This is a genomic window from Lysinibacillus sp. FJAT-14222 (assembly GCF_001278875.1).
Classification (GTDB): Bacteria; Bacillota; Bacilli; order Bacillales_A; family Planococcaceae; genus Lysinibacillus; species Lysinibacillus agricola.
On the sequence record NZ_LIYL01000025.1, the window covers coordinates 1 to 20,520 of the forward strand.

Genomic DNA, 20,520 nt, shown 5'->3' on the forward strand with positions numbered 1-20,520 from the left:
CGAACACGGAAGTTAAGCTCTTTAGCGTCGATGGTAGTTGGGGGCTTCCCCCTGTGAGAGTAGAACGTCGCTAGGCAATGAAGACAGTCAGCTGAGTGCTGGCTGTTTTTTTTTTATATAATGTGATTTGTACGACAATGGCTTTGTCGCTATTGCAATTTATTCCCACAGGATTAGCTATTATACACGCTGATTTCTAATAGAGTACAGCGACAACACACTAAATAGGAAAAAAAAAGTAACTACAACTTTGATGGTTTGTAGTTGCTCTTTTCATTTGTTTTAATATCGTTAAATAGTTTCGGTGATGAGATGAATCCGGGTTTAAGTTACATTTCAGCGGATGTCACGGAAATCGGGAAGGAGTGCTTTGTGCAAGCACAAAGCCGATTCCGGACGCAATTAAATTAAAATCATTAGAGTAGTTACCATACATACAACAATTGTATCAATGTAAATCGAGAAACCTTGTACGAATCCTTGTTTAGCTGGATAGGATACTTCAGAAGCTGCAGATAAGCTCTTTTGAAGTGTGTGATAACGTTTACACATTCTCTTGAAACGATGACATCATTTTCTCTTCATACTCCGCCGAAATCCGAAATATAAATACCCCTAGATCAACATAAAAATTATTATGTAGCCAATTCGAGTAAATATGTACTTGGAACGAACTCCTCATAAAATAGCTTGTGGAATCTACTTGATATACTTGTAAAAATCGATACCAAAAAAATAAAGAATATAAAATGAAAAAATATGAAAAAAATATAAAAAATATATTGCATGTAGTATTTCTCTATGATATATTTATAAATGTCTTAGAGAGGTCCCGTGGTGTAGCGGTTAACATGCCTGCCTGTCACGCAGGAGATCGCCGGTTCGATCCCGGTCGGGACCGCCATTATAAACGATAATATAGTTCTTATGATGTTATTAAATCATAAGGACTTTTTTTTATTTTTAACTTCTTTCAGCAAATGTTTCTGTAGCGAAAGCAAAGCGTCAGCGGCAAATATTTTCTGTTGCGAAAGCAAAGCGTCAGCTACAAGTACGCCAAGGCGAAATTGATAATATTTGTTGGGTATCAAATACAATATAAGATGGAGATGAATGCTCAACACTCCTGCAAAAAAAATTGGCTAGTCAAGACCCTGCAGTGTTTGTGTCAACAAACCGAGGAGGCATGGCAGTCAGTCGGTGGAAAGGGAGGGGCAGTCCCAGACCGTTTGAGGAAGCTACACATTGTACCTCTTACCCCAACATTTGATGTAGAGCCACAAAATTAAAAAGTTGGGTAATAAATCTAACAGGTGGAGCAATATACATAAAAATTAGGGTGGTATATTATCGATATCTCTAGTATGAAGGAGATGAGGAGGTATTATCATGAGAAATTATTATTACATAAAACGTCTTAATATAAGTTTGCTATTAGGTGCTGCTGTGATACTCATAGGTTGTGGAGACCCTATTTTAGACATTGAGCAGTCCAATGCGTATCACTGGCAAAAAAATATGAATGAAGCGGAATTTGGAAAATTAAAAGAAGGTATGACGTATATGGAAGTAGTGAAAATTGCAGGGGGAGCAGGAGAAATGAAGAAAAAAGATCAATACCGCTGGAATGATGAAATACTTATGACAAAAGCCTATATAGTACGATTTAAAGAAGATAAATTAATTGATAAAGAGGTTATTGAGCTAAAGGGTCATTCAAAAAGAAAATAAGACGTTTTCTATAAAAGAGAAGCGTGTTTAACTTCTTTCAGCACATGTTTCTGACTGTAGACAAACGCTACTTTGTTGCCTAGAGCTGCATGGTTTTTTAAAATTGGAAGATATCGCTATTTGGTATTTGATGAAGAGCGTTGAAACTGTCTCGTTTTCCATCAATAGTCTATGTGGTGAGGCTTGTCTTGGGGTGAAAATCAACCTTTGTTTATTGATACACATTAATTTCTATTTATTCTTTTGTTGACAAGCTGCAACAATTACGCCGAGGCGTAATTGTTTTTTTGAAAATCATTGGATGCTTTGAACATTTACGCTTGTTTCGGTAAACTAGAAGTAATGGAGCTAGGAGAGGAAAAAGAGATGATGTATGAAAAAATAATGAATTCACTTGACGATACTGAGCATTTTGCGTTGAAGCTAGCAAACTTACTAGAAGCCCAGGATACAATTACATTAGAGGGTGATTTGGGCGCTGGTAAGACGACATTTACGAAAGCATTAGCGAAGGGGCTTGGTGTAAAGAGAACGGTTAATAGCCCGACATTTACGATTGTAAAGCAATATGAGGGACGTTTACCATTTAATCATTTAGATGTCTATCGTTTAGCGGAAAGCGATGAAGACCTTGGATGGGACGAGCTATTTTATGGTGATGCAGTGTCTGTTGTTGAGTGGGCTCATTTAATTGAACAGGATTTACCACAGGAGCGTCTTGGAATTGAAATTTACCGAATCGGAGAAAATCAACGACGGTTTGTATTAACACCTCTTGGAAAGAGATATGAGGCATTATGTGAGGAGCTAATGAAATGATTTGGTTAGGGATTGAAACAGCGAATGCACCGCTTTCTATTGCTGTAGTAAGGGATGGAAAAGTGATTGCAGAAATTATACAAAATATAAAATTAACACATTCGGCAGGTGCGATGCCAGCCATTGAAGAAGTACTAGCTAAGGCGGGCATAAAGTCGAGCGAGTTGGATGCGATTGCTGTATCAGAAGGGCCTGGTTCTTATACCGGTGTACGAATAGGTGCGACGCTTGCTAAAACATTAGCATGGACACTGAAAAAACCTTTAGTTGGCATATCTAGCTTAAAGACATTGGCGGCAAATGCAGCACTATACGATGGGCTTATTTGTCCTATTTTTGATGCGCGAAGAGGCAATGTCTATACGGCAGTTTATAAAGGTTGTGAGCTTGAAGTGGTTATGGATGACTACCACGATCATATTGATGGCTTATTAGAACGTTTACAGGCTTTAGAGACACCAGTTTTATTTGTTGGAGCAGATGTAGATGTTTTTTGGCATAGAATCGAAGAGGTATTAGGTCATTATGCTCTGCGTACACCGTTTAGCAATGACTTACCACGAGCAAGTGAAACTGTCCGATTAGCGACAAAAGTAGAGCTACCAAGTGTGGATGCAGTTCATCACTTTGTCCCGCAATACAAACGTATTGCAGAGGCGGAGGCGAATTGGCTAAAGGAACAAAAGGAGAAGGCGCATGAGTAGTAATGTAACGTATCGTAAAATGGTATCTGATGATGTTCCAGCAGTATATGAAATTGAGCTTGCCACATTTCCTACACCATGGACGTTAGATTCCTTTTACTATGAAATGCATGAAAATCAGTATGCACATTATGTGCTAGCTGTAGATGAATACAATAGCATTATCGGTTTTTGCGGAATGTGGATGGTTATAGATGCAACGCAAATTACGAACGTAGCCGTTATAGAGGCAGCTCGCGGCCGAGGAATTGGTGAAGAATTAATGCGAGAGGCAATGCGTATTGCTCGACAGCATGAAATGGAAGTCATGAGTTTAGAGGTGCGAGTAACGAATACAGTTGCTCAAAATCTTTATCGAAAGCTTGATTTTCAAGATGGTGGCATACGTAAAGGCTATTATACAGATAACGGGGAGGATGCCCTTGTCATGTGGGTGAATTTATGATGGAAAATCGAATTATATTAGCAATAGAATCGAGCTGTGATGAAACAGCAGCAGCGATTATTCGAAATGGTTCTGAAATTGTTTCAAATGTGGTTGCTTCTCAAATAGAAAGTCATAAACGATTTGGTGGGGTTGTACCTGAAATTGCATCTCGCCATCATGTTGAGCAAATTACAGTGGTAATAGAAGAAGCATTAGCACAGGCAAATATGAAACCAGCTGATTTAGATGCGGTGGCAGTTACTGAGGGTCCTGGTCTTGTAGGTGCATTGTTAATTGGGATTAATGCAGCGAAGGCCTTTGCCTTTGCCAACAATTTACCGATTATCGGAGTACATCATATAGCTGGACATATATATGCTAATGCACTCGTGCAGCCAATGGAATTCCCATTGTTAGCCCTTGTCGTGTCAGGTGGTCATACAGAGCTAGTTTATATGAAGGAACACGGCTCTTTTGAAGTCATCGGTGAGACGCGAGATGATGCGGCTGGTGAGGCTTATGATAAGGTTGCGCGTGTCTTAAACTTACCGTATCCAGGTGGCCCGCGTATTGACAAGTTAGCACATGAGGGGGATGAGGCAGTAACCTTCCCAAGAGTGTGGTTAGAGGAAGATTCTTATGATTTTAGCTTTAGTGGCTTGAAATCAGCAGTGATTAATTATAAACATAATATGGATCAACGTGGTGAAGTAATTTCTCCGACTGCCGTTGCCAAAGGATTTCAGGAAAGCGTAGTGGAAGTGCTAACAGCAAAAACATTACGAGCAGCACGTGAATATAAAGTAAAACAGGTTATTGCAGCTGGAGGCGTAGCGGCTAATAAAGGCTTGCGCGCATCACTTGAGGCGGTATTTGCTGAAGAAGGTATACCGTTTTCCGTGCCACCATTAAAGCTGTGTACAGACAATGCTGCTATGATAGGTGCAGTAGCAGCACCTATGTATGAAGCAGGTGTTCGCGGTAATTTATCAATGAATGGTCGCCCTGGAATGGAGTTAAAGTCTTGGGTTTAACTTCTTTCAGAAGTTAAAGCCTCCGGCGGATGTCACAAAATCGGAAAAGAGTTCACATAGGATGTTAGCCTAAAATCATCGCATCCATGCGATAACGGCTAACTGACCTGCATCCTGTTGTTGCTGCCGCTTCGCTTTCGCACAGACAAAACCCTGTTGCTGCCGCNCAGACAAAACTGCTGCCGCTTCGCTTTAGCACAAAAAACATCTGCAGGCCTAAGCACAAAGCCGATTTCGGACGCAATTATGCTTAGGCATAATTGATTATAGAAAAAGAGGTATTTTAGATTTGATTCTAAAATGCCTCTTTTTGCTTTTGTGAAAAAAATGTTGAAAAAATTGTCTATAAGAAAATTTTGAATCCAATAAAAAGAGTTCAGTTGACAAATTTTTCAGAAAATTATCCACAGGTAAGGTGGAAATAAAACGGCGAACATCCGTACTTATGCACAAAATGTTGATAACTTGTGCATAACTTGTGATTATTCAATATATAGTAGTGTGTTTTACACAAAATGATGTGAATAAAATAATTTAAAATTGTGGACAATGTGGAAAAGTCTGTTGATATGTTGATATTACTAGATTTATTGTGTGTATAAAGCTGTGGGCATTTTTTGTCGAAAAATAGCACTTGACCAATATATATGAAAAATCGAGGCGAGTAAAGAAAAAAGCCATGCGACAAGGCACATGGCTTTACAAGTTTTATCCCGCATGAACGGGCAGCAATTTATCTGTACCGAAAGCGAAGCGTCAGGTACAAGGCTCCCATCTCAAAATTAGCAAAAGCAAAGAAGTTAGGTGGAAGATTAACTGCTCGTAAAAGCCCGATCGGTGAAGACTAATAATCAGTGGGGATGAAGAAAACCCCACTGATTAAAGCTTCACTTTATAAAATAATATTTTCAAGCTCTTCACTTAGCTCAAGCCATTCCATTTCGAATAACTCATGCTGTTCCTTAACAGTTGCTAATTCATCTTGAAGCTGTGTAATTTTTTCGTGGTCTGTGAAAATCTCGGGATCACAAAGAGCTTCTTCTAAACGAGCTATTTCAATAGTTACTTGCTGCATTTTCCCTTCTAGTTCTTCAAGCGTACGTCTGATTTGGCGCTCCCTTTTTTTAGCCTCTTTATCAATTTTAGAGGTAGAGATCTTCTCATGTACATCAGCTTGTACTTGCGGTTGAGCCGCAGCCTTCATTTGGGCAATTTCTAATAGCTCCTGCTTCTTCTCAAGGTAATAATCATAGTCACCTAGGTACTCAAAGGAACCATCGCCAGATAGCTCGATCACTTTAGTAGCGATTCGATTGATGAAATATCGGTCATGCGATACAAATAAGAGCGTTCCAGGGTAATCAATAAGCGCGTTTTCCAGTACCTCTTTACTATCTAAGTCTAAGTGGTTGGTAGGCTCATCGAGAATTAAGAAATTTGCCTTTTGCATCATCAACTTAGCTAATGCAAGTCTTGCTTTTTCTCCACCAGATAAAGACGACACAATTTTATCTACATCATCTCCACTGAATAAGAATCGCCCTAGCACTGTGCGAATATCCTTTTCAGTCATTAAAGGCCATTCATCCCATAGCTCTTTTAGAACACTTTTATTGCTCGATAGCTTTGCCTGCTCTTGATCATAATAACCAATTTGAACATTTGTACCATTGCGAATCTCTCCAGAGAGTGGTAGTAAATCTTTTACGATAGTTTTTAATAAAGTTGATTTACCAACACCATTTGGCCCAACAAGTGCAATGCGATCCTCACGGAAAGTGCGTAATGTGATACCGCTTGATATTTCCTTATCTCCATAACCTACCGCCAAGTCATCAATAGATAACACATCGTTACCACTTTGGCGTTCAATTGTAAAACCGAAGCTTGCTGATTTTTCATCGCCATCCGGAGATCCCATCCATTCTGTTCGTTCAAGCATTTTACGACGACTTTGTGCCATTTTAGTAGTGGAAGCACGAGCAATATTTTTTTGAATAAATTCTTCGAGCTTAGCTTTTTCATCTTGCTGACGTTCATATAACTTCAAATCACGCTCGTAATTTTTCGCTTTTTCATCTAAATAGGCACTATAATTGCCTGTATATTTTGTGACGCGGTGACGAGATACTTCGTAGACAATGGAAACAACCTGGTCTAAGAAGTAGCGGTCATGGGAAACAATTAAAATAGCTCCTTCATAGCCTTTTAAATATGATTCCAACCAAGAAAGGGTTTCAATATCTAAATGGTTAGTGGGCTCATCGAGTATTAATAGGTCAGGTTTACTTAAAAGAAGCTTAGCAAGTGCTAACCGAGTTCGTTGTCCCCCTGATAGTGAACTAATTGGTTTTTGGTAATCATCAGGGTAAAACTGCATGCCATGAAGAACAGAACGTGTATCAGATTCATACTGATAGCCACCCGCATCCTTAAAATTATGCTGTAAATGATCGTATTCAGACATTATTTTGGCATATAGAGTAGGATTTTCATAAACAGCAGGGTCAGCCATTTGTTGTTCTAATGACCGAAGTGCTTGTTCTTGTGTAATAAGCGGCTCAAAAATTGTCATCATTTCATCCCAAATCGACAATGTTGAGTTTAATCCAGCATGCTGCTCTAAATATCCAATTTGTACACCTTTAGGGATAATTATATCGCCAGAGTCATATGACATTTGTCCAGCAATTATTTTAAGTAAAGTGGACTTACCAGCACCGTTACGTCCTACTAATGCAACGCGGTCACGATGTTGAATCTCTAATTTTACGCCACTTAAAATTTCATCTGCAAGGAAGGATTTATATAGTTGATTGACCTGTAAAACAATCATTCTTGACACCTCAATTCCTCCTTAGTGTAATGGATGAGCGATTTGCTTGCAATGTCGATGCTTTACTTATTCTAAGCTGTCATGTAAGATTGAAACGATTTCCCTTTAGTTAGTGGCGTAAAAAGCGCCATTAACTAAAGGGAAATCCTCCAGTGAATATAACTTAGAAAGTAGTTAATTAAGCATGTATCATGTGATTTGATACATTTTAAGGAGGAAAAAGTTTGAAACAAGAATTAAAAATTCCACAGGCCACTACTAAAAGACTTCCTCTTTACTATCGATTTATCCAAAACTTTGCGCAAGAAGGCATGGAACGAATTTCGTCGAAGGAACTGAGTGAAGCGATGAAAATTGATTCTGCTACCATTCGCCGTGACTTTTCTTATTTTGGTGCTCTTGGGAAAAAGGGTTATGGCTATGATGTGCAGCATCTATTAAAGTTTTTTAGTCAAACGCTTGATCAACACGAAACGACAAAAGTAGCGTTAATTGGTGTAGGAAATTTAGGTAGTGCTTTATTAAAATATAATTTCCAAAAAAATCATAATACTCATATTGTTGTGGCATTTGATTCAAAGGCACCGAAGGAAGGGAAGATGATTAGCAATATTCCTGTTTTTCATCCTGATTTATTGGAAGAAAAGTATGCAGAATATGGAGCGGAGCTTGCGATTTTAACAGTCTCACCACGCTCTGCGCAGAAAATGGCTGATAGATTAGCAACAATGAACGCAAAGGGCATTTTAAACTTTACGCCAGAGCGTATTACTGTACCAGATAAAATGCAACTATTAACAATCGATTTGTCGGTAGAATTGCAGGCACTCATATATTTAATTCGTAATCAGGAAGAGTGAGTAATTACATAGCGATTGAGAGTTTGTTAAACAGTTTGAACTATTATATTTGTATACTAAAAAGTTGGTCTAAAAAATTTCACATATAATTAGTTAGCCAAACGCTCATATTTGAGTTAAAATGAAGCATAAATAAGAGGAGGTGGCTGAAATGGGTATCGGTCCTATGAGCCTGGTCATTATCGGAATTGTAGCAATCTTAATTTTTGGCCCTAAAAAGTTACCAGAGTTAGGAAAAGCTATGGGCTCTACACTTCGTGAGTTTAAAAATGCTACTAAAGGGTTAGTAGACGATGAAGATAATGATAAAAAGAAAGTCATCGAAGTAAAAAACGATGATAAGTAATTGAAGGATGTCTTGCTAATATGAATGCAAACGATCAAACTGTCATTGAGCATATAGAAGAATTAAGGAAACGACTTTACTTTGCAGTCGTTTTCTTTGTTATTGCGATTGTTGGGGCGTTTTTTTTAGCGGAGCCACTTATTCATTTTTTACAAAGTAGTGAAACGGCACAAAGCTTCTCGTTAAACGCTTTTAGGATCACAGATTCTATTAAAATTTATTTTCAAATGATTTTTTATATTGCTTTTTTGTTGACGTCTCCGATTATTTTATATCAGCTATGGGCATTTGTTTCACCAGGGCTATATGAAAAAGAACGTAAAGTCACATTAAGCTATATACCATTCACTTTTATATTATTTGTAGCTGGAATTGTTTTTTCTTACTTCATTTTATTTCCATATGTATTGAACTTTATGATTGATTTATCTGCTCGCCTTGGAGTAAAGCTAACAATTGGAATTAATGAATACTTTTCATTTTTATTTCAAATAACCTTGCCTTTTGGTTTTATATTCCAATTGCCGATCATACTTCTATTTTTGGCTCGTCTTGGCATTTTAAATCCGCAAATTATGACAAAAAACAGAAAGTATGCCTATTTTGGGCTTTTTGTTATAGCGGCTATGATTACACCACCTGATTTAATGAGTCATTTAATTGTAACAGTGCCGATGTTTATTCTCTATGAATTTAGTGTTTGGGTTGCTAGAATAGGTTATCGTAAACACTTAAAATCAGAGGAAATGCGACTGAAGGAAGAACAGGAAGCTGAGCAAAAACGTCAGGTCGAAGAGGCGCTTGAACAGCAGCGACGTCAAATAGAAGAATTGAATCAATAATAATGGAAGCTCGGTGCGAAATAGAAGCATCGAGCTTTTTCGTTGTAAAGGTTAGCGATAAACTGTAGGTAAAACTAAAAAAATCAGTGGGAAGAAAAACTCCCACTGATTTTTATTGCATTTTTTCTAGTTCTTCAAGAAACTTTTGCAATGGTTCTGCATACAATTGTACAAGTGTCACAAAACCATTCAGCATGACGTGGGCGATAATTGACGTCCAAATGCGTTTTGTTTTGTGATATAAGAAGGCAAAAATCAATCCACAAATTGTATAAAGCAAGATATGTGAGAAGTCGAAGTGAATAAGTGCAAAGAAAATGGCACTTACAATACCGGCTACCCAGAAATTAGTTGTTTGGACAAGCGATCCAAAAATAACACGGCGGAAGACAAACTCTTCTAAAATTGGTCCAAAAACGACAATTGCTAGTATCGCAATAGGAGCACCTTTTGCGATAGCTACAATATCAGCTGTGTTTTGTGACCCACCTTGGATACCGAATATAGCCATTTCGATAGCCGCGCCAATCATTTGGCCAAAGAATACTAAGAAGAAACCAATAATCCCCCACATAATTGTAAGTGGTATAGTTTCTTTCTTTCCTTGATAAACATCCCAAAACGCTTTATCGCGAGATGTTAGGATTAAGCTTAGAATTAGCGCAATGGCAAAGCTAAGTGCAATATACCAGCCTTGGGTAAGCGGAGCAGCTTGCTCACTAGGTAAACCGGTTGTACTCATAACAAGCTTATGAAACGGTCTTACCAGCCATCTGCCTGATATTTGCATGAGGATATAGATAAGCAAAACATAAAGGGCTGTTTTTTTATGTTTACTTATTTTTTGAGAATTAGTCACAATCAAAATCCTTTCCATTCATTATGCTACCTTTCTATTGTAGAGGAATATGGAAAGAAAACAAAATTTTTCGAAGTTCTGACTTGCAAAAAAAAGTGTGATTGATTATCATAATAATTGTGTTAGCACTCGACTAGATAGAGTGCTAATAAACATTTAATATACATTTAATTAATAGGAGGTTGTTTCACTTGTTAAGACCACTAGGAGATCGTATTGTAATCGAACTAATCGAGGTAGAAGAAAAATCTGCATTCGGTATTGTACTGCCAGACTCTGCAAAAGAAAAACCACAAGAAGGTAAAGTTGTAGCAGTTGGGACGGGTCGTGTATTAGAGAACGGACAACGTGTAGAGCTTGACGTTAAAGTTGACGACCGCATTATTTTCTCTAAATACTCTGGTACAGAAGTTAAATATGAGGGTAATGAATACCTAATTTTACGCGAAAACGATATTCTTGCAATTATTGAATAAGCTAATACTTTATTTAGCTTGATTAAAGAATGCCTATAGTGATTGTCACAGATACAAATGGATTGGTGGCAATGACAGTATGGCGAAATTGTTATAAATATATTGAAGAAGCTTAACGAATATTCCATTCCAGGAGGGTAAAATTCAAATGGCAAAAGATATTAAATTCTCAGAAGACGCTCGTTCATTAATGCTACAAGGTGTAGATAAATTAGCAAATACAGTAAAAGTAACTTTAGGGCCTAAAGGTCGTAATGTAGTTTTAGAAAAAAAATTCGGTTCACCACTTATTACAAATGACGGTGTAACAATTGCAAAAGAAATCGAGCTAGAAAATCCATACGAAAACATGGGTGCAAAATTAGTAGCAGAAGTTGCTTCTAAAACAAATGAGATTGCTGGTGACGGTACAACAACTGCAACAGTATTAGCGCAAGCAATTATTCGTGAAGGCTTGAAAAACGTAACAGCTGGTGCAAACCCTGTTGGTATTCGTAAAGGAATCGACAAAGCAGTTGCAGCAGCACTTACAGAATTACACGCTATTTCTCGCCCAGTGAGCAACAAAGAGGAAATCGCACAGGTTGCGGCAATCTCTGCTGATGATGATAAAGTAGGTCAATTAATTGCAGAAGCAATGGAACGTGTTGGTAACGATGGTGTTATTACAATTGAAGAATCTAAAGGTTTCACAACTGAGCTTGATGTAGTTGAAGGTATGCAATTCGACCGTGGTTATGCATCACACTACATGGTAACAGATACAGATAAAATGGAAGCGGTACTAGATAACCCATACATTTTAATTACTGATAAAAAAATTACAAACATTCAAGAAGTATTACCGTTATTAGAACAAGTGGTACAACAAGGTCGTCCACTGTTAATCATCGCTGAAGATGTTGAAGGTGAAGCTCTTGCAACACTTGTAGTGAACAAGCTTCGCGGTACATTCAATGCTGTAGCAGTTAAAGCTCCAGGATTTGGTGATCGTCGTAAAGCAATGCTTGAAGATATCGCAATTTTAACAGGTGGTCAAGTAATTACAGAAGAATTAGGCTTAGACCTTAAATCAGCTGATATTACATCACTTGGTCGCGCTGCAAAAGTTGTTGTCACAAAAGACAATACAACAATCGTAGAAGGCGTTGGCGGAGCAGATGCAATCGAAGGTCGCATTGGTCAAATCCGTGCTCAGCTTGCTGAGACGACTTCAGAATTCGATAAAGAAAAATTACAAGAACGTCTTGCAAAATTAGCAGGCGGTGTAGCAGTAATCAAAGTTGGTGCTGCAACAGAAACAGAACTAAAAGAACGTAAACTTCGCATTGAAGATGCTCTTAACTCAACTCGTGCAGCAGTTGAAGAGGGTATCGTATCAGGTGGTGGTACTGCACTTCTTAACGTATATGCAGCAGTTGAAAAAGTTGCAGATGTAGAAGAAGGCGACGTAGCAACTGGTGTGAAAATTGTTCTACGTGCTTTAGAAGAGCCAGTTCGTCAAATAGCTAACAACGCTGGTCTTGAAGGCTCAATTATCGTGGATCGCCTAAAACGCGAAGAAATCGGTGTAGGCTTCAACGCCGCAACGGGCGAATGGGTAAACATGGTGGAAGCGGGTGTAGTAGACCCAGCTAAAGTAACTCGCTCAGCACTACAAAATGCAGCATCTGTTGCAGCTCTATTCTTAACAACAGAAGCAGTAGTAGCAGATATTCCAGAACCAGCAGGCGCAGCAATGCCTGACATGGGCGGCATGGGCATGCCGGGAATGATGTAATCCACGGCTCTAGCTAATTTCAACCCACTTCTCAAATTTGAGAAGTGGGTTTTTTGATGAATCGCTGATAGAACAAGGACAATCGCAAACGTGGCGCAGAAGCGCTATATGAGCTAGGGAGATTTTATTGCTCTAAAACAGAAATGAATGATGTAACGAAAGCAACGAAATGGTTCCATCTAGCATCAAAAGCTGGTAACTCAAATGCCGTTTATGCATTAGGTAGTCTTTATTATGAAGGGGTAGGAGTTCAACTCAATTTAAAAGAAGCATTTAACTTATATTTAATGGCAGCTAAACAAGGAAATACAGCTGCTGCTCATAAAGTCGGTAATATGTATTTTAATGGAGAAGATGTAAAAGCCAATTATAAAAAAGCTATGCGATGGTTTAAACGTGCAGCCATACAAGGGAATGATGATGCACAGTATAGTCTTGGCTACATGCTGAAAAATGGTGTAGGAGAACCAGTAAACTATAAAAAAGCTTTATCTTGGTTTCGTTAAGCGGCGTTGCAAGGTAATAATTTCGCAAGGCTAGATATTGCAGACTTATATGAAGATGGACTTGGGGTTGAACAAAGCTATCATGAAGCAATGAAATGGTATCGTTTGGCGGCTGAAGCTGGTAATGCGAGAGGCCAGTGTTGTTTAGCATATGCGTATGATGTAGGATTTGATGGTCAAGTAGATTATAAAAAGGCGATGTATTGGTATAAACAAGCAGCAGCACAAGGTTATGTTTATGCTCATTTTAATATTGGAAAGTTATATGAGAACGGTGAAGGTGTAGAGCAAAACTACGAATTAGCTCTTAAATGGTATAGTGTAGCTGCTGATCAAGGACACAGTAATGCACAAAATAGTATTGGTTATTTTTATAATCATGGGCTAGGTGTTGAACAAGATTATAAAGAACGGCACGATGGTATCGCCTTGCTGCACATCAGGAAAATGCAGTAGCACAATATAATTTAGGTTGCTTTTATGAAAGTGGATATGGTGTAGAGCAAAATTATGAAATGGCGGTTAAACGGTATCCCCTTGCTTCAGATCAAGGGGATGTTGATGTACAAAACTGTTTACGAAATTTATATAGCAGTTGGAAACTTCAACTGTCTGAATGAGCCTGCAAATGATCAGGGCATAATAAACGATGTTATTAAAAAAATAGTAGTACAAACTTAAGCATAGGTTGTACTACTATTTTTTCTGTGATTTTGTATTAAATGCCCTATGTTACATGAATAAGCTGATGCTTGTTCAATATTGTTATATTCATATGTGAATGCTCGCTATTCCAACAAATGGACATGGGGTGTAATTTATCGATATAAATCACTTGTGTTTGAATGTCTTGATACTTGTCTTTTATTTCAATTGTATCCAGCAAATGTGGTTCTGTGTTTGGCAATAGACTTGTTTTATAAAGGGCTTCCTTCATTGTCCAGAATTCATAAAATAAATGTAATTGTTCAAGTTCTGGTTGTTTCCGTAGCATTGCCAACTCAGCCTGTGACATTGCATATAGCATGACATCTTCAGTCACAGGCTTTATTTTTTCAATATCAATGCCAACAAGCCCTTCATTAGTTAGTGCTACAACGATCCACTCTCCAGAATGGGAAAGATTAAAATCGCTTCTCCAACTATCGTTTCTTATAGCATAGGGACGTCCATACTCATTTCGAGCAATCTGAATATGCCGAGCATCGGTCAAGTGTCGGATTGACCATCTGACAAGCATAGTTCCAAGCAATGCTCTTTGCCGATCCTGCCAATGCTTGTATTTCAATATCCTTAGCTGATCATCATACGGAACATGATTGAAAAGCTTATCCCATTCGGATTTTTCTAATTGTGAACCCAATGGAAGCGCAAATACATGTATGCCGTTAAATCCTTGCATTATCGAACTCCGACAGGTTTCGGCTCAGGGAAATAGCCCATTTTAATGCCGTAATTAATCATATTACGAATAAAGGCTTCATTAGGTACTGCACATGTGATATCAGTATTCGCTAAAAATTCCTGTGTTTTACTGCAATTAAATACAAATGGAGAATCGCTTGCTCCATCACCTTCAAGCTGTGCAATTGCTAAAGATAAATATTCTTGCGCTTCCTCAGAATGCTCACCATTTAATAGCCAGTCCGTATATTCCTGTGCAGTCACAATGTCTAACTCATAGTCAAGCTCCTTCAACATCTTGATAAACTCTAAATAGGTTAGAGGAACAGGGTTACACAAATGGAATATATGTCCGTTTGATGTTGATTGCCGAGCTAGAGCAACTAATGCTTGGCTTGCATAATTAATCGGTGTAAAATCAACATGCCAATTAGCAGTCGGTGTTTTACCTAAGTAAAGCATAGATTTAATCATTCGATAAAAAGCATTATCGTCTATATTTCGTTGGAATTTTCCTGTGTCGGAATGGCAGGTTAAATTTCCAACACGATAGATTGAAGTTGGAATCTGATCGTTTATTGCATTTCGAACAAGATTCTCGGCCTCTAGCTTACTTTGCGTATAAACATTTTCGAGCTTAATATCATAATTAAAGTTGCCTTGTGCTTCATTTGGGCCCCATTGATGTGCGGCAAGCTCCTCTGGAATACCTAATGTTGATACATAGTGGAAATGGACACCTTGTTTCCGTTTTGCGAGTTCAAGCAAATATTTAGTGCCTTCAACGTTTACATCATTAAAATGATCTGCTGCACCGAAATGCCTTACGTCTGCTCCACAATGAATAATTGCATCAATCTCCGCAATAATTGCCTGCTCATCCTTCACAGATAAATTAAGCGCATGTTTCCCCAAATCACCTTGAATAACCGTTACTCGATTTTCCATAAGGACATTTATATCATTTTCGAAATAAAATCGCATACTGTTCATTAGCTTTTCTTCGATTGAAGTATGTGTATTTGGTCGAATCAGACAGTAGATATGTGCATTTGTTTTCATTAATAGCTCATATAAAACATGACTTCCTAAATAGCCAGTTGCTCCTGTTAACAATACAGCATTCATAGGGAATGGTTTTACCGTTTGAGAGACGGGTAGGGCACTTGGTTCCATTAGTTCTTTCAATATTAAATTAGCTGTCTGCTCTTGATTATCATGATCTTCAGGTCGATAGTTACTAATATAATGGTCAAGCTCTGCAATGGATTGATGCTGGAAGAAATCTTGAATTTTTAAAAATGGAATATGCTTTTTGACTTGCACAAGAATCTCAAGCACTTTCAGAGAATGTCCACCAATGTGGAAGAAATTATCATGAATTCCCACTCGCTCAATCCCTAGTACATACTCCCAAGCATCTGCTAACAATTGTTGCATGTCATTTTCGGGCGCATCATATGGACCGTTGAGAGATGTAGTAACCTCCATCGCGGCTAATTGTTTGCGATCAATTTTGCCCGTTGGTGACAATGGCATTTCCTGTAACTTAAAGAAACGCTCAGGAACCATATAATCTGGTAGATTGCTCGCCAAATAATCTCTAATCGACGCTTGCTCCACCTGAACACCACCCGATACAGTGTAGTAGGCAGATAAGCTATTATTGCCATCTGTCATTTTCTTCGCAAGAATGATGGCTTCTTGAATGCTAGGATGATTGCTTAATACCGTCTCAATCTCCCCAAGCTCAATGCGAAAACCTCTTACTTTGATTTGAGAATCTTTACGCCCGACAAATTCAATCACTCCACTTGGCAATAAACGAACTAAATCACCTGTTCGATACATCCATTCATCTGATTTAAATAAATGAGGGATAAATGCTTCAGCAGTTTTTTCTGGCTGATTTAAATAACCTGCTGCTAGGCCAGCACCGGCTATACATAATTCTCCTGTTTCATTAATAGGACAAAGCTGACCGTCCTTATTAACAATATACATCTCATAATTAGCAATCGGCTTACCGATAGGGATACTTGTCTGAGTGTCTTTTATTTCATCTTTTACTCTGTAATAGGAGGACAGTACTGTACACTCAGTCGGACCATAAACATTAATAATTTCAGTCGTTGTACCAAATTTTTCTTGCCATCTTTGTACGACAGCAGGCATAAGTGCTTCTCCACCAACTGACAAATAGTGAAGTGACGATAATTTTCCCCGGTATTCTAGAGGGAGGTGTGTAGCAAGTTGTGTGAAAAATGCATTTGGTACAGTGGCCGTTGTTACTTGTTCACGCTCAATCATATCAGCGAATGCATCAATTGATATTCGTTCGATGCTTGTTAACATATGTAATCTCGCACCTGAAAAGAAAGCTGTAAATGTTTCCGTGACAGATGGATCAAAACTGTAGGAGATAAACTGAGAAAAAACGTCAGCTTTAGTAGCTTGGTAGATTCTTTGGTTATCTGTAATCAGGTTAATAACAGCTTCATGCTTGAGCATGACGCCCTTTGGTTGGCCTGTCGACCCCGATGTATAAATAATATAGGCTAAATCGGTTGGACTGAGGTCTCTATGAATATTTTCTTTTGGAAAGGCTATCTCCATCCGATTCATTGTAAAAACGGTACGAGATAGGGAATCGTTATGTATTAATTCATTAATCAATTGAGTATATTCATTTTTTGTTAATATGAATGAGGCACCTGTATCGTTCAGAAGGTATTGACAACGTTCTTTCGGATAGCTTGGATCAATCGGGACATATATGCCTCCTGCTTTTAATACGCCAAGTAAACCAACTACTGTTTCTTTACTCCGCTCCATGACAATCGCTACATAATCACCTTTTTGCAAGCCACTGGCAACTAACATATGAGCAATTTGATTGGATTGTTCATTGAGCTGACGATATGTCATCATACCGCCATTAAAAGATAGTGCTATTCGTTCAGTAAACTGATTTGCTGCTTGATAAAATACTTCAGGTATTGTTTTGCTCTTGTCATAGTACGCATTAGTTTGGTTTAAAGTCTGATATAGTAGCAAATCCTCCTCGTTTAATAATTGTGTACGACTAGATGGAAGAATTTGTTGTTCAGATTGTTGCGTTTTAGAATGTGGTGTAATTAAATCTAGTTCTCGTTTTATATTCAATCATTACAACTCCTATTTTTAGAAAGGGGAGCTGTCTAATAAGCCTCTAATAAGCAGAATTTAATAGTCATCACATAAACATAAGTAAGCATCTAGTCAATAGGCGTATAAAGAAATCTGCGAGATGTCTTGACCTAGAACAAAAATGACTTAATTCTACTTATAGGACAGCTCCTTTCATTTTTATTCCATATACAACTGGCAGTAAGATCCCTAATTCAAGTTGAAGAGTGATTGAATGGATCAACTGAATGAAGTTTCACTTTATTTCACGACAAATGTGTTAACAACATTTAATAATTCATTAGATAAGTCAGTTAGCATTTGAGCTTCTTCAGAAACTCTGTGCACACTGTTAAGTTGAGATGCAGACGTTTCAGCTACTGCTCTCGTATTATCTCTCGAATTTACCGAGAAATCTTCCATATCCTTAACAGCAGAAGTTACTTCCTCCATACCTGCAGCCATTTCTTCAATCGTTGCAGAGAGTTCTTGAATTTGTCCAGTAACATGATGAATGGAAGTTAAAATTTGACTAAATGATTTCTCAGAATCATTAATCATCACCAAACCATTATCTACTTCTTCCACAGCTCGTACCATAACATTTACTGATTCATTCGTATCATGTTGGATATGGGTGATAAGCGTAGAGATTTCACGAGCTGAGGCTTCTGATTGCTCAGCAAGCTTGCGAACTTCGTCTGCTACGACAGCAAAACCACTTCCAGCTTCTCCAGCACGAGCAGCTTCTATTGCCGCATTCAATGCTAGTAAATTCGTTTGGGAAGCGATACCTGTAATAATACCGACGATTTCCTCAATTTTACCTGAATGCTCACCAAGCATTTTTACAGATGATGCTGATTGATTTACAGCTTTACTAATGGCATTCATTTGGGCTACAGATTTATTAGTAGATTCATTGCCTTTTTCAGCTTCTTCTGAGGCAAGGATAGAAGATTCTGAGATTTGATTTGATGTCATGGCAATTCGTTGAATACCAATGCTCATTTCTTCAATTGTAATGGCGCCTTCTTTTGCTTTTTGTACTTGTAAATCAGCACCGCCAGCAATCTCTTGCATCGATGAAGCTACACTATTGTAAGAATCTGTTGCCTCCTGCATATTGGTTGATAAAACATTTGCGGTGTTTGAAACATGTGTAGAAACATTTGTTGCACTTTTAATAACTGTTTTCAAATTCTCAATCATTGAATTAAAGTTTTGCGTTAGCTGGCCAACTTCATCCGTTGATGAAACAGGTAAAGGCTCAAGTTCTAAATTGCCTTCCGCTACCTTTCTAGATTGTAGGGAAAGTTGCTGGATTGGTGTTAATTTTCTTTTTAAAAGCGAGTAAACTGCAATGGAAGAACCAATTAAGAAAATAACTGTAACTAAAAGGGTCCACAGTACTTCTGACATCGCTTTAGCGGTTACCTTTGATACATCATAGTCCATTGCATAAGCAGCCAAGATAGATCCATCTTCATCTAAAATAGGTGTAAGTCCTGTTTTATAGCTGCCGAACTTATCGCTATATATTTCAGTAGCTGTAGCTTCCTTTGTTTCAAATACCTCTTTAATCCTTGCAAGGAAATCTGAAGATAGGCCCATTGCTATCATATCCTGATTATATTCAGCTCCTACATCCAGTACACTAGATGAAAGAACTGGTGCATTTATTTTTTCTCCATCTAACGTAATGAGAAAAAGGTTTGTAATAAGATCTGATTGCTCGTTTATATCATCCATTTCTTTTGTCAAACGAAGGACATCCGGGTTACTAGCATTGGGGTCCTTTAACGCAGATTGCAATAACTTTAGATCTATAGTCTTTGATAGAATCATTCCTTTATCGTAAAGAGATTGATTCATATCTTTTAAATTACTGTTCTTTACTATATAATATGAAAGACCTAGAGTAACTAATCCGAATAGTAATAAAATACTTAACATTATTGCTGTTAATTTCTTACTGATGGACATATGCTGTTTCTTGCTTTTCTTCATGCTCTTCCTCCTAAAGTTATATATAAAACATATTTCAAGTAAAAAAGGGAATCTCGGATGTGATTGTCTAATGTAACAAAAAAAAGTCGTTACAATTGGCAGTCCTGATGTAATTATTCATGGAAATTCGTGTACCTTTTTATCAAAATGATGAATGCGAAGTAATCCATTCAACCCCTGACATTAAACAACTATACTGCCAATAAATATGATTCACAACCCAAAAAACTTACTATTTCGGCTTTAAATCTTCAGAAATAAAATAAAAAAATAGGTTTTTAGTCTGTAAAATTCTTAATTGTGTGGATATTTCTACAAAAAAATACCTTTTTATTAATATAAAATGACAAGCGGAGTCGTATCTAAGTTGATTTCAAATGATTAAAATGTAGGTAGAAACCATATTCAATTATTAGGTCTTTTAAATTACATATTTTATTGGGGGAAAGTAGAAAAGTACTTTAATTGTTTGAAAAGTGAAGTAAAGTAATAGGGTCATCACCATAACGTGTGGTTGATTTACGTTCCGACTGGGCGCTTTGTAGCTGCCGCTTTGCTTTCGCTACAGAAAACATTTGTTGTTGCTGACGCTACGCTTTCGCACAGATAAAACAATTGCTGACGCTTCGCTTTCGCACAGATAAAACATTGTTGCTGACGCTACGCTTTCGCACAGATAAAACATTGTTGCTGACGCTACGCTTTCGCACAGATAAAA

17 protein-coding genes, 1 tRNA gene and 1 pseudogene are annotated in these 20,520 nt (G+C 37.8%); 13 read left to right on the forward strand and 6 right to left on the reverse strand.

The features are described from left to right. Positions 1-405: 405 nt before the first annotated feature. Positions 406-516 (reverse strand): annotated as a pseudogene (locus AN161_RS27565) (alanine:cation symporter family protein); the annotation flags it as partial. Positions 517-828: 312 nt separating this feature from the next. On the opposite strand from AN161_RS27565, the gene AN161_RS13110 reads away from it, so the two are divergent. The 6 genes from AN161_RS13110 to tsaD all read left to right on the forward strand — a co-directional run bounded on the left by AN161_RS13110 (position 829) and on the right by tsaD (position 4,715). Continuing rightward, positions 829-904 (forward strand) — tRNA-Asp (locus AN161_RS13110). 485 nt (positions 905-1,389) lie between these two features. Then, positions 1,390-1,731 carry a hypothetical protein gene (locus AN161_RS13115; RefSeq protein ID WP_053594811.1) on the forward strand — a complete coding sequence of 114 codons (342 nt, stop codon included), beginning with the start codon at positions 1,390-1,392 and terminating at the stop codon, positions 1,729-1,731. 369 nt (positions 1,732-2,100) lie between these two features. Further along, a complete protein-coding gene (tsaE, locus tag AN161_RS13120) occupies positions 2,101-2,550 on the forward strand; it encodes a tRNA (adenosine(37)-N6)-threonylcarbamoyltransferase complex ATPase subunit type 1 TsaE (protein WP_082340082.1) in 450 nt (149 codons plus the stop codon). Beyond that, the gene (gene tsaB, locus AN161_RS13125; RefSeq protein WP_053594813.1) at positions 2,547-3,254 is read left to right on the forward strand and encodes a tRNA (adenosine(37)-N6)-threonylcarbamoyltransferase complex dimerization subunit type 1 TsaB; all 708 of its coding nucleotides are present in this window, start codon (positions 2,547-2,549) and stop codon (positions 3,252-3,254) included. The genes tsaE and tsaB overlap by 4 nt, the downstream gene beginning before the upstream one ends. Continuing rightward, positions 3,247-3,699, forward strand: a complete 453-nt coding sequence (rimI, locus tag AN161_RS13130) for a ribosomal protein S18-alanine N-acetyltransferase (RefSeq protein WP_053594814.1) — start codon at positions 3,247-3,249, stop codon at positions 3,697-3,699. Before tsaB ends, rimI begins: the two co-directional genes overlap by 8 nt. Then, a complete protein-coding gene (gene tsaD, locus AN161_RS13135) occupies positions 3,699-4,715 on the forward strand; it encodes a tRNA (adenosine(37)-N6)-threonylcarbamoyltransferase complex transferase subunit TsaD (protein WP_082340070.1) in 1,017 nt (338 codons plus the stop codon). The genes rimI and tsaD overlap by 1 nt, the downstream gene beginning before the upstream one ends. An 892-nt stretch (positions 4,716-5,607) precedes the next feature. On the opposite strand, the gene AN161_RS13140 is transcribed toward tsaD, so the two are convergent. Beyond that, positions 5,608-7,551, reverse strand: a complete 1,944-nt coding sequence (locus AN161_RS13140) for an ATP-binding cassette domain-containing protein (RefSeq protein ID WP_053594882.1) — start codon at positions 7,549-7,551, stop codon at positions 5,608-5,610. Positions 7,552-7,775: 224 nt separating this feature from the next. Between AN161_RS13140 and AN161_RS13145 the strand changes: the two genes are divergently transcribed. The 3 genes from AN161_RS13145 (at position 7,776) to tatC (ending at position 9,599) form a co-directional block, all read left to right on the forward strand. Then, positions 7,776-8,411, forward strand: coding sequence for a redox-sensing transcriptional repressor Rex (locus tag AN161_RS13145; protein ID WP_053594816.1), 636 nt, complete (start codon positions 7,776-7,778; stop codon positions 8,409-8,411). A gap of 151 nt (positions 8,412-8,562) precedes the next feature. After that, positions 8,563-8,757: a twin-arginine translocase TatA/TatE family subunit gene (locus AN161_RS13150; protein ID WP_053594817.1), complete on the forward strand. Its 195-nt coding sequence runs from the start codon at positions 8,563-8,565 to the stop codon at positions 8,755-8,757. Between the two features lie 20 nt (positions 8,758-8,777). After that, positions 8,778-9,599, forward strand: a complete 822-nt coding sequence (gene tatC, locus AN161_RS13155) for a twin-arginine translocase subunit TatC (protein WP_053594818.1) — start codon at positions 8,778-8,780, stop codon at positions 9,597-9,599. Positions 9,600-9,711: 112 nt separating this feature from the next. On the opposite strand, the gene AN161_RS13160 is transcribed toward tatC, so the two are convergent. Beyond that, positions 9,712-10,476, reverse strand: coding sequence for a type II CAAX endopeptidase family protein (locus AN161_RS13160; RefSeq protein ID WP_053594819.1), 765 nt, complete (start codon positions 10,474-10,476; stop codon positions 9,712-9,714). 173 nt (positions 10,477-10,649) lie between these two features. On the opposite strand from AN161_RS13160, the gene groES reads away from it, so the two are divergent. The 4 genes from groES (at position 10,650) to AN161_RS13180 (ending at position 13,676) form a co-directional block, all read left to right on the forward strand. Next, entirely contained in the window at positions 10,650-10,934 is a 285-nt protein-coding gene (gene groES, locus AN161_RS13165) for a co-chaperone GroES (protein WP_053594820.1), read from the forward strand. A gap of 148 nt (positions 10,935-11,082) precedes the next feature. Further along, complete coding sequence (gene groL, locus AN161_RS13170) at positions 11,083-12,714, forward strand: chaperonin GroEL (protein ID WP_053594821.1); 1,632 nt, start codon at positions 11,083-11,085, stop codon at positions 12,712-12,714. A 143-nt stretch (positions 12,715-12,857) separates the two neighbouring features. Further along, positions 12,858-13,220, forward strand: a complete 363-nt coding sequence (locus AN161_RS31250) for a tetratricopeptide repeat protein (protein ID WP_053594822.1) — start codon at positions 12,858-12,860, stop codon at positions 13,218-13,220. A gap of 6 nt (positions 13,221-13,226) precedes the next feature. Further along, complete coding sequence (locus AN161_RS13180; protein WP_053594823.1) at positions 13,227-13,676, forward strand: tetratricopeptide repeat protein; 450 nt, start codon at positions 13,227-13,229, stop codon at positions 13,674-13,676. 271 nt (positions 13,677-13,947) lie between these two features. Here the strand turns inward: AN161_RS13180 and AN161_RS13185 are convergent, their stop codons facing one another. The 3 genes from AN161_RS13185 to AN161_RS13195 all read right to left on the reverse strand — a co-directional run bounded on the left by AN161_RS13185 (position 13,948) and on the right by AN161_RS13195 (position 19,802). Continuing rightward, positions 13,948-14,622, reverse strand: a complete 675-nt coding sequence (locus AN161_RS13185; RefSeq protein ID WP_053594824.1) for a 4'-phosphopantetheinyl transferase superfamily protein — start codon at positions 14,620-14,622, stop codon at positions 13,948-13,950. After that, on the reverse strand, positions 14,622-17,789 hold the full coding sequence (locus AN161_RS13190; RefSeq protein WP_053594825.1) for a non-ribosomal peptide synthetase: 3,168 nt from the start codon (positions 17,787-17,789) through the stop codon (positions 14,622-14,624). The genes AN161_RS13185 and AN161_RS13190 overlap by 1 nt, the downstream gene beginning before the upstream one ends. 264 nt (positions 17,790-18,053) lie before the next feature. Beyond that, complete coding sequence (locus AN161_RS13195) at positions 18,054-19,802, reverse strand: HAMP domain-containing methyl-accepting chemotaxis protein (protein WP_053594826.1); 1,749 nt, start codon at positions 19,800-19,802, stop codon at positions 18,054-18,056. Positions 19,803-20,520 lie beyond the last annotated feature (718 nt).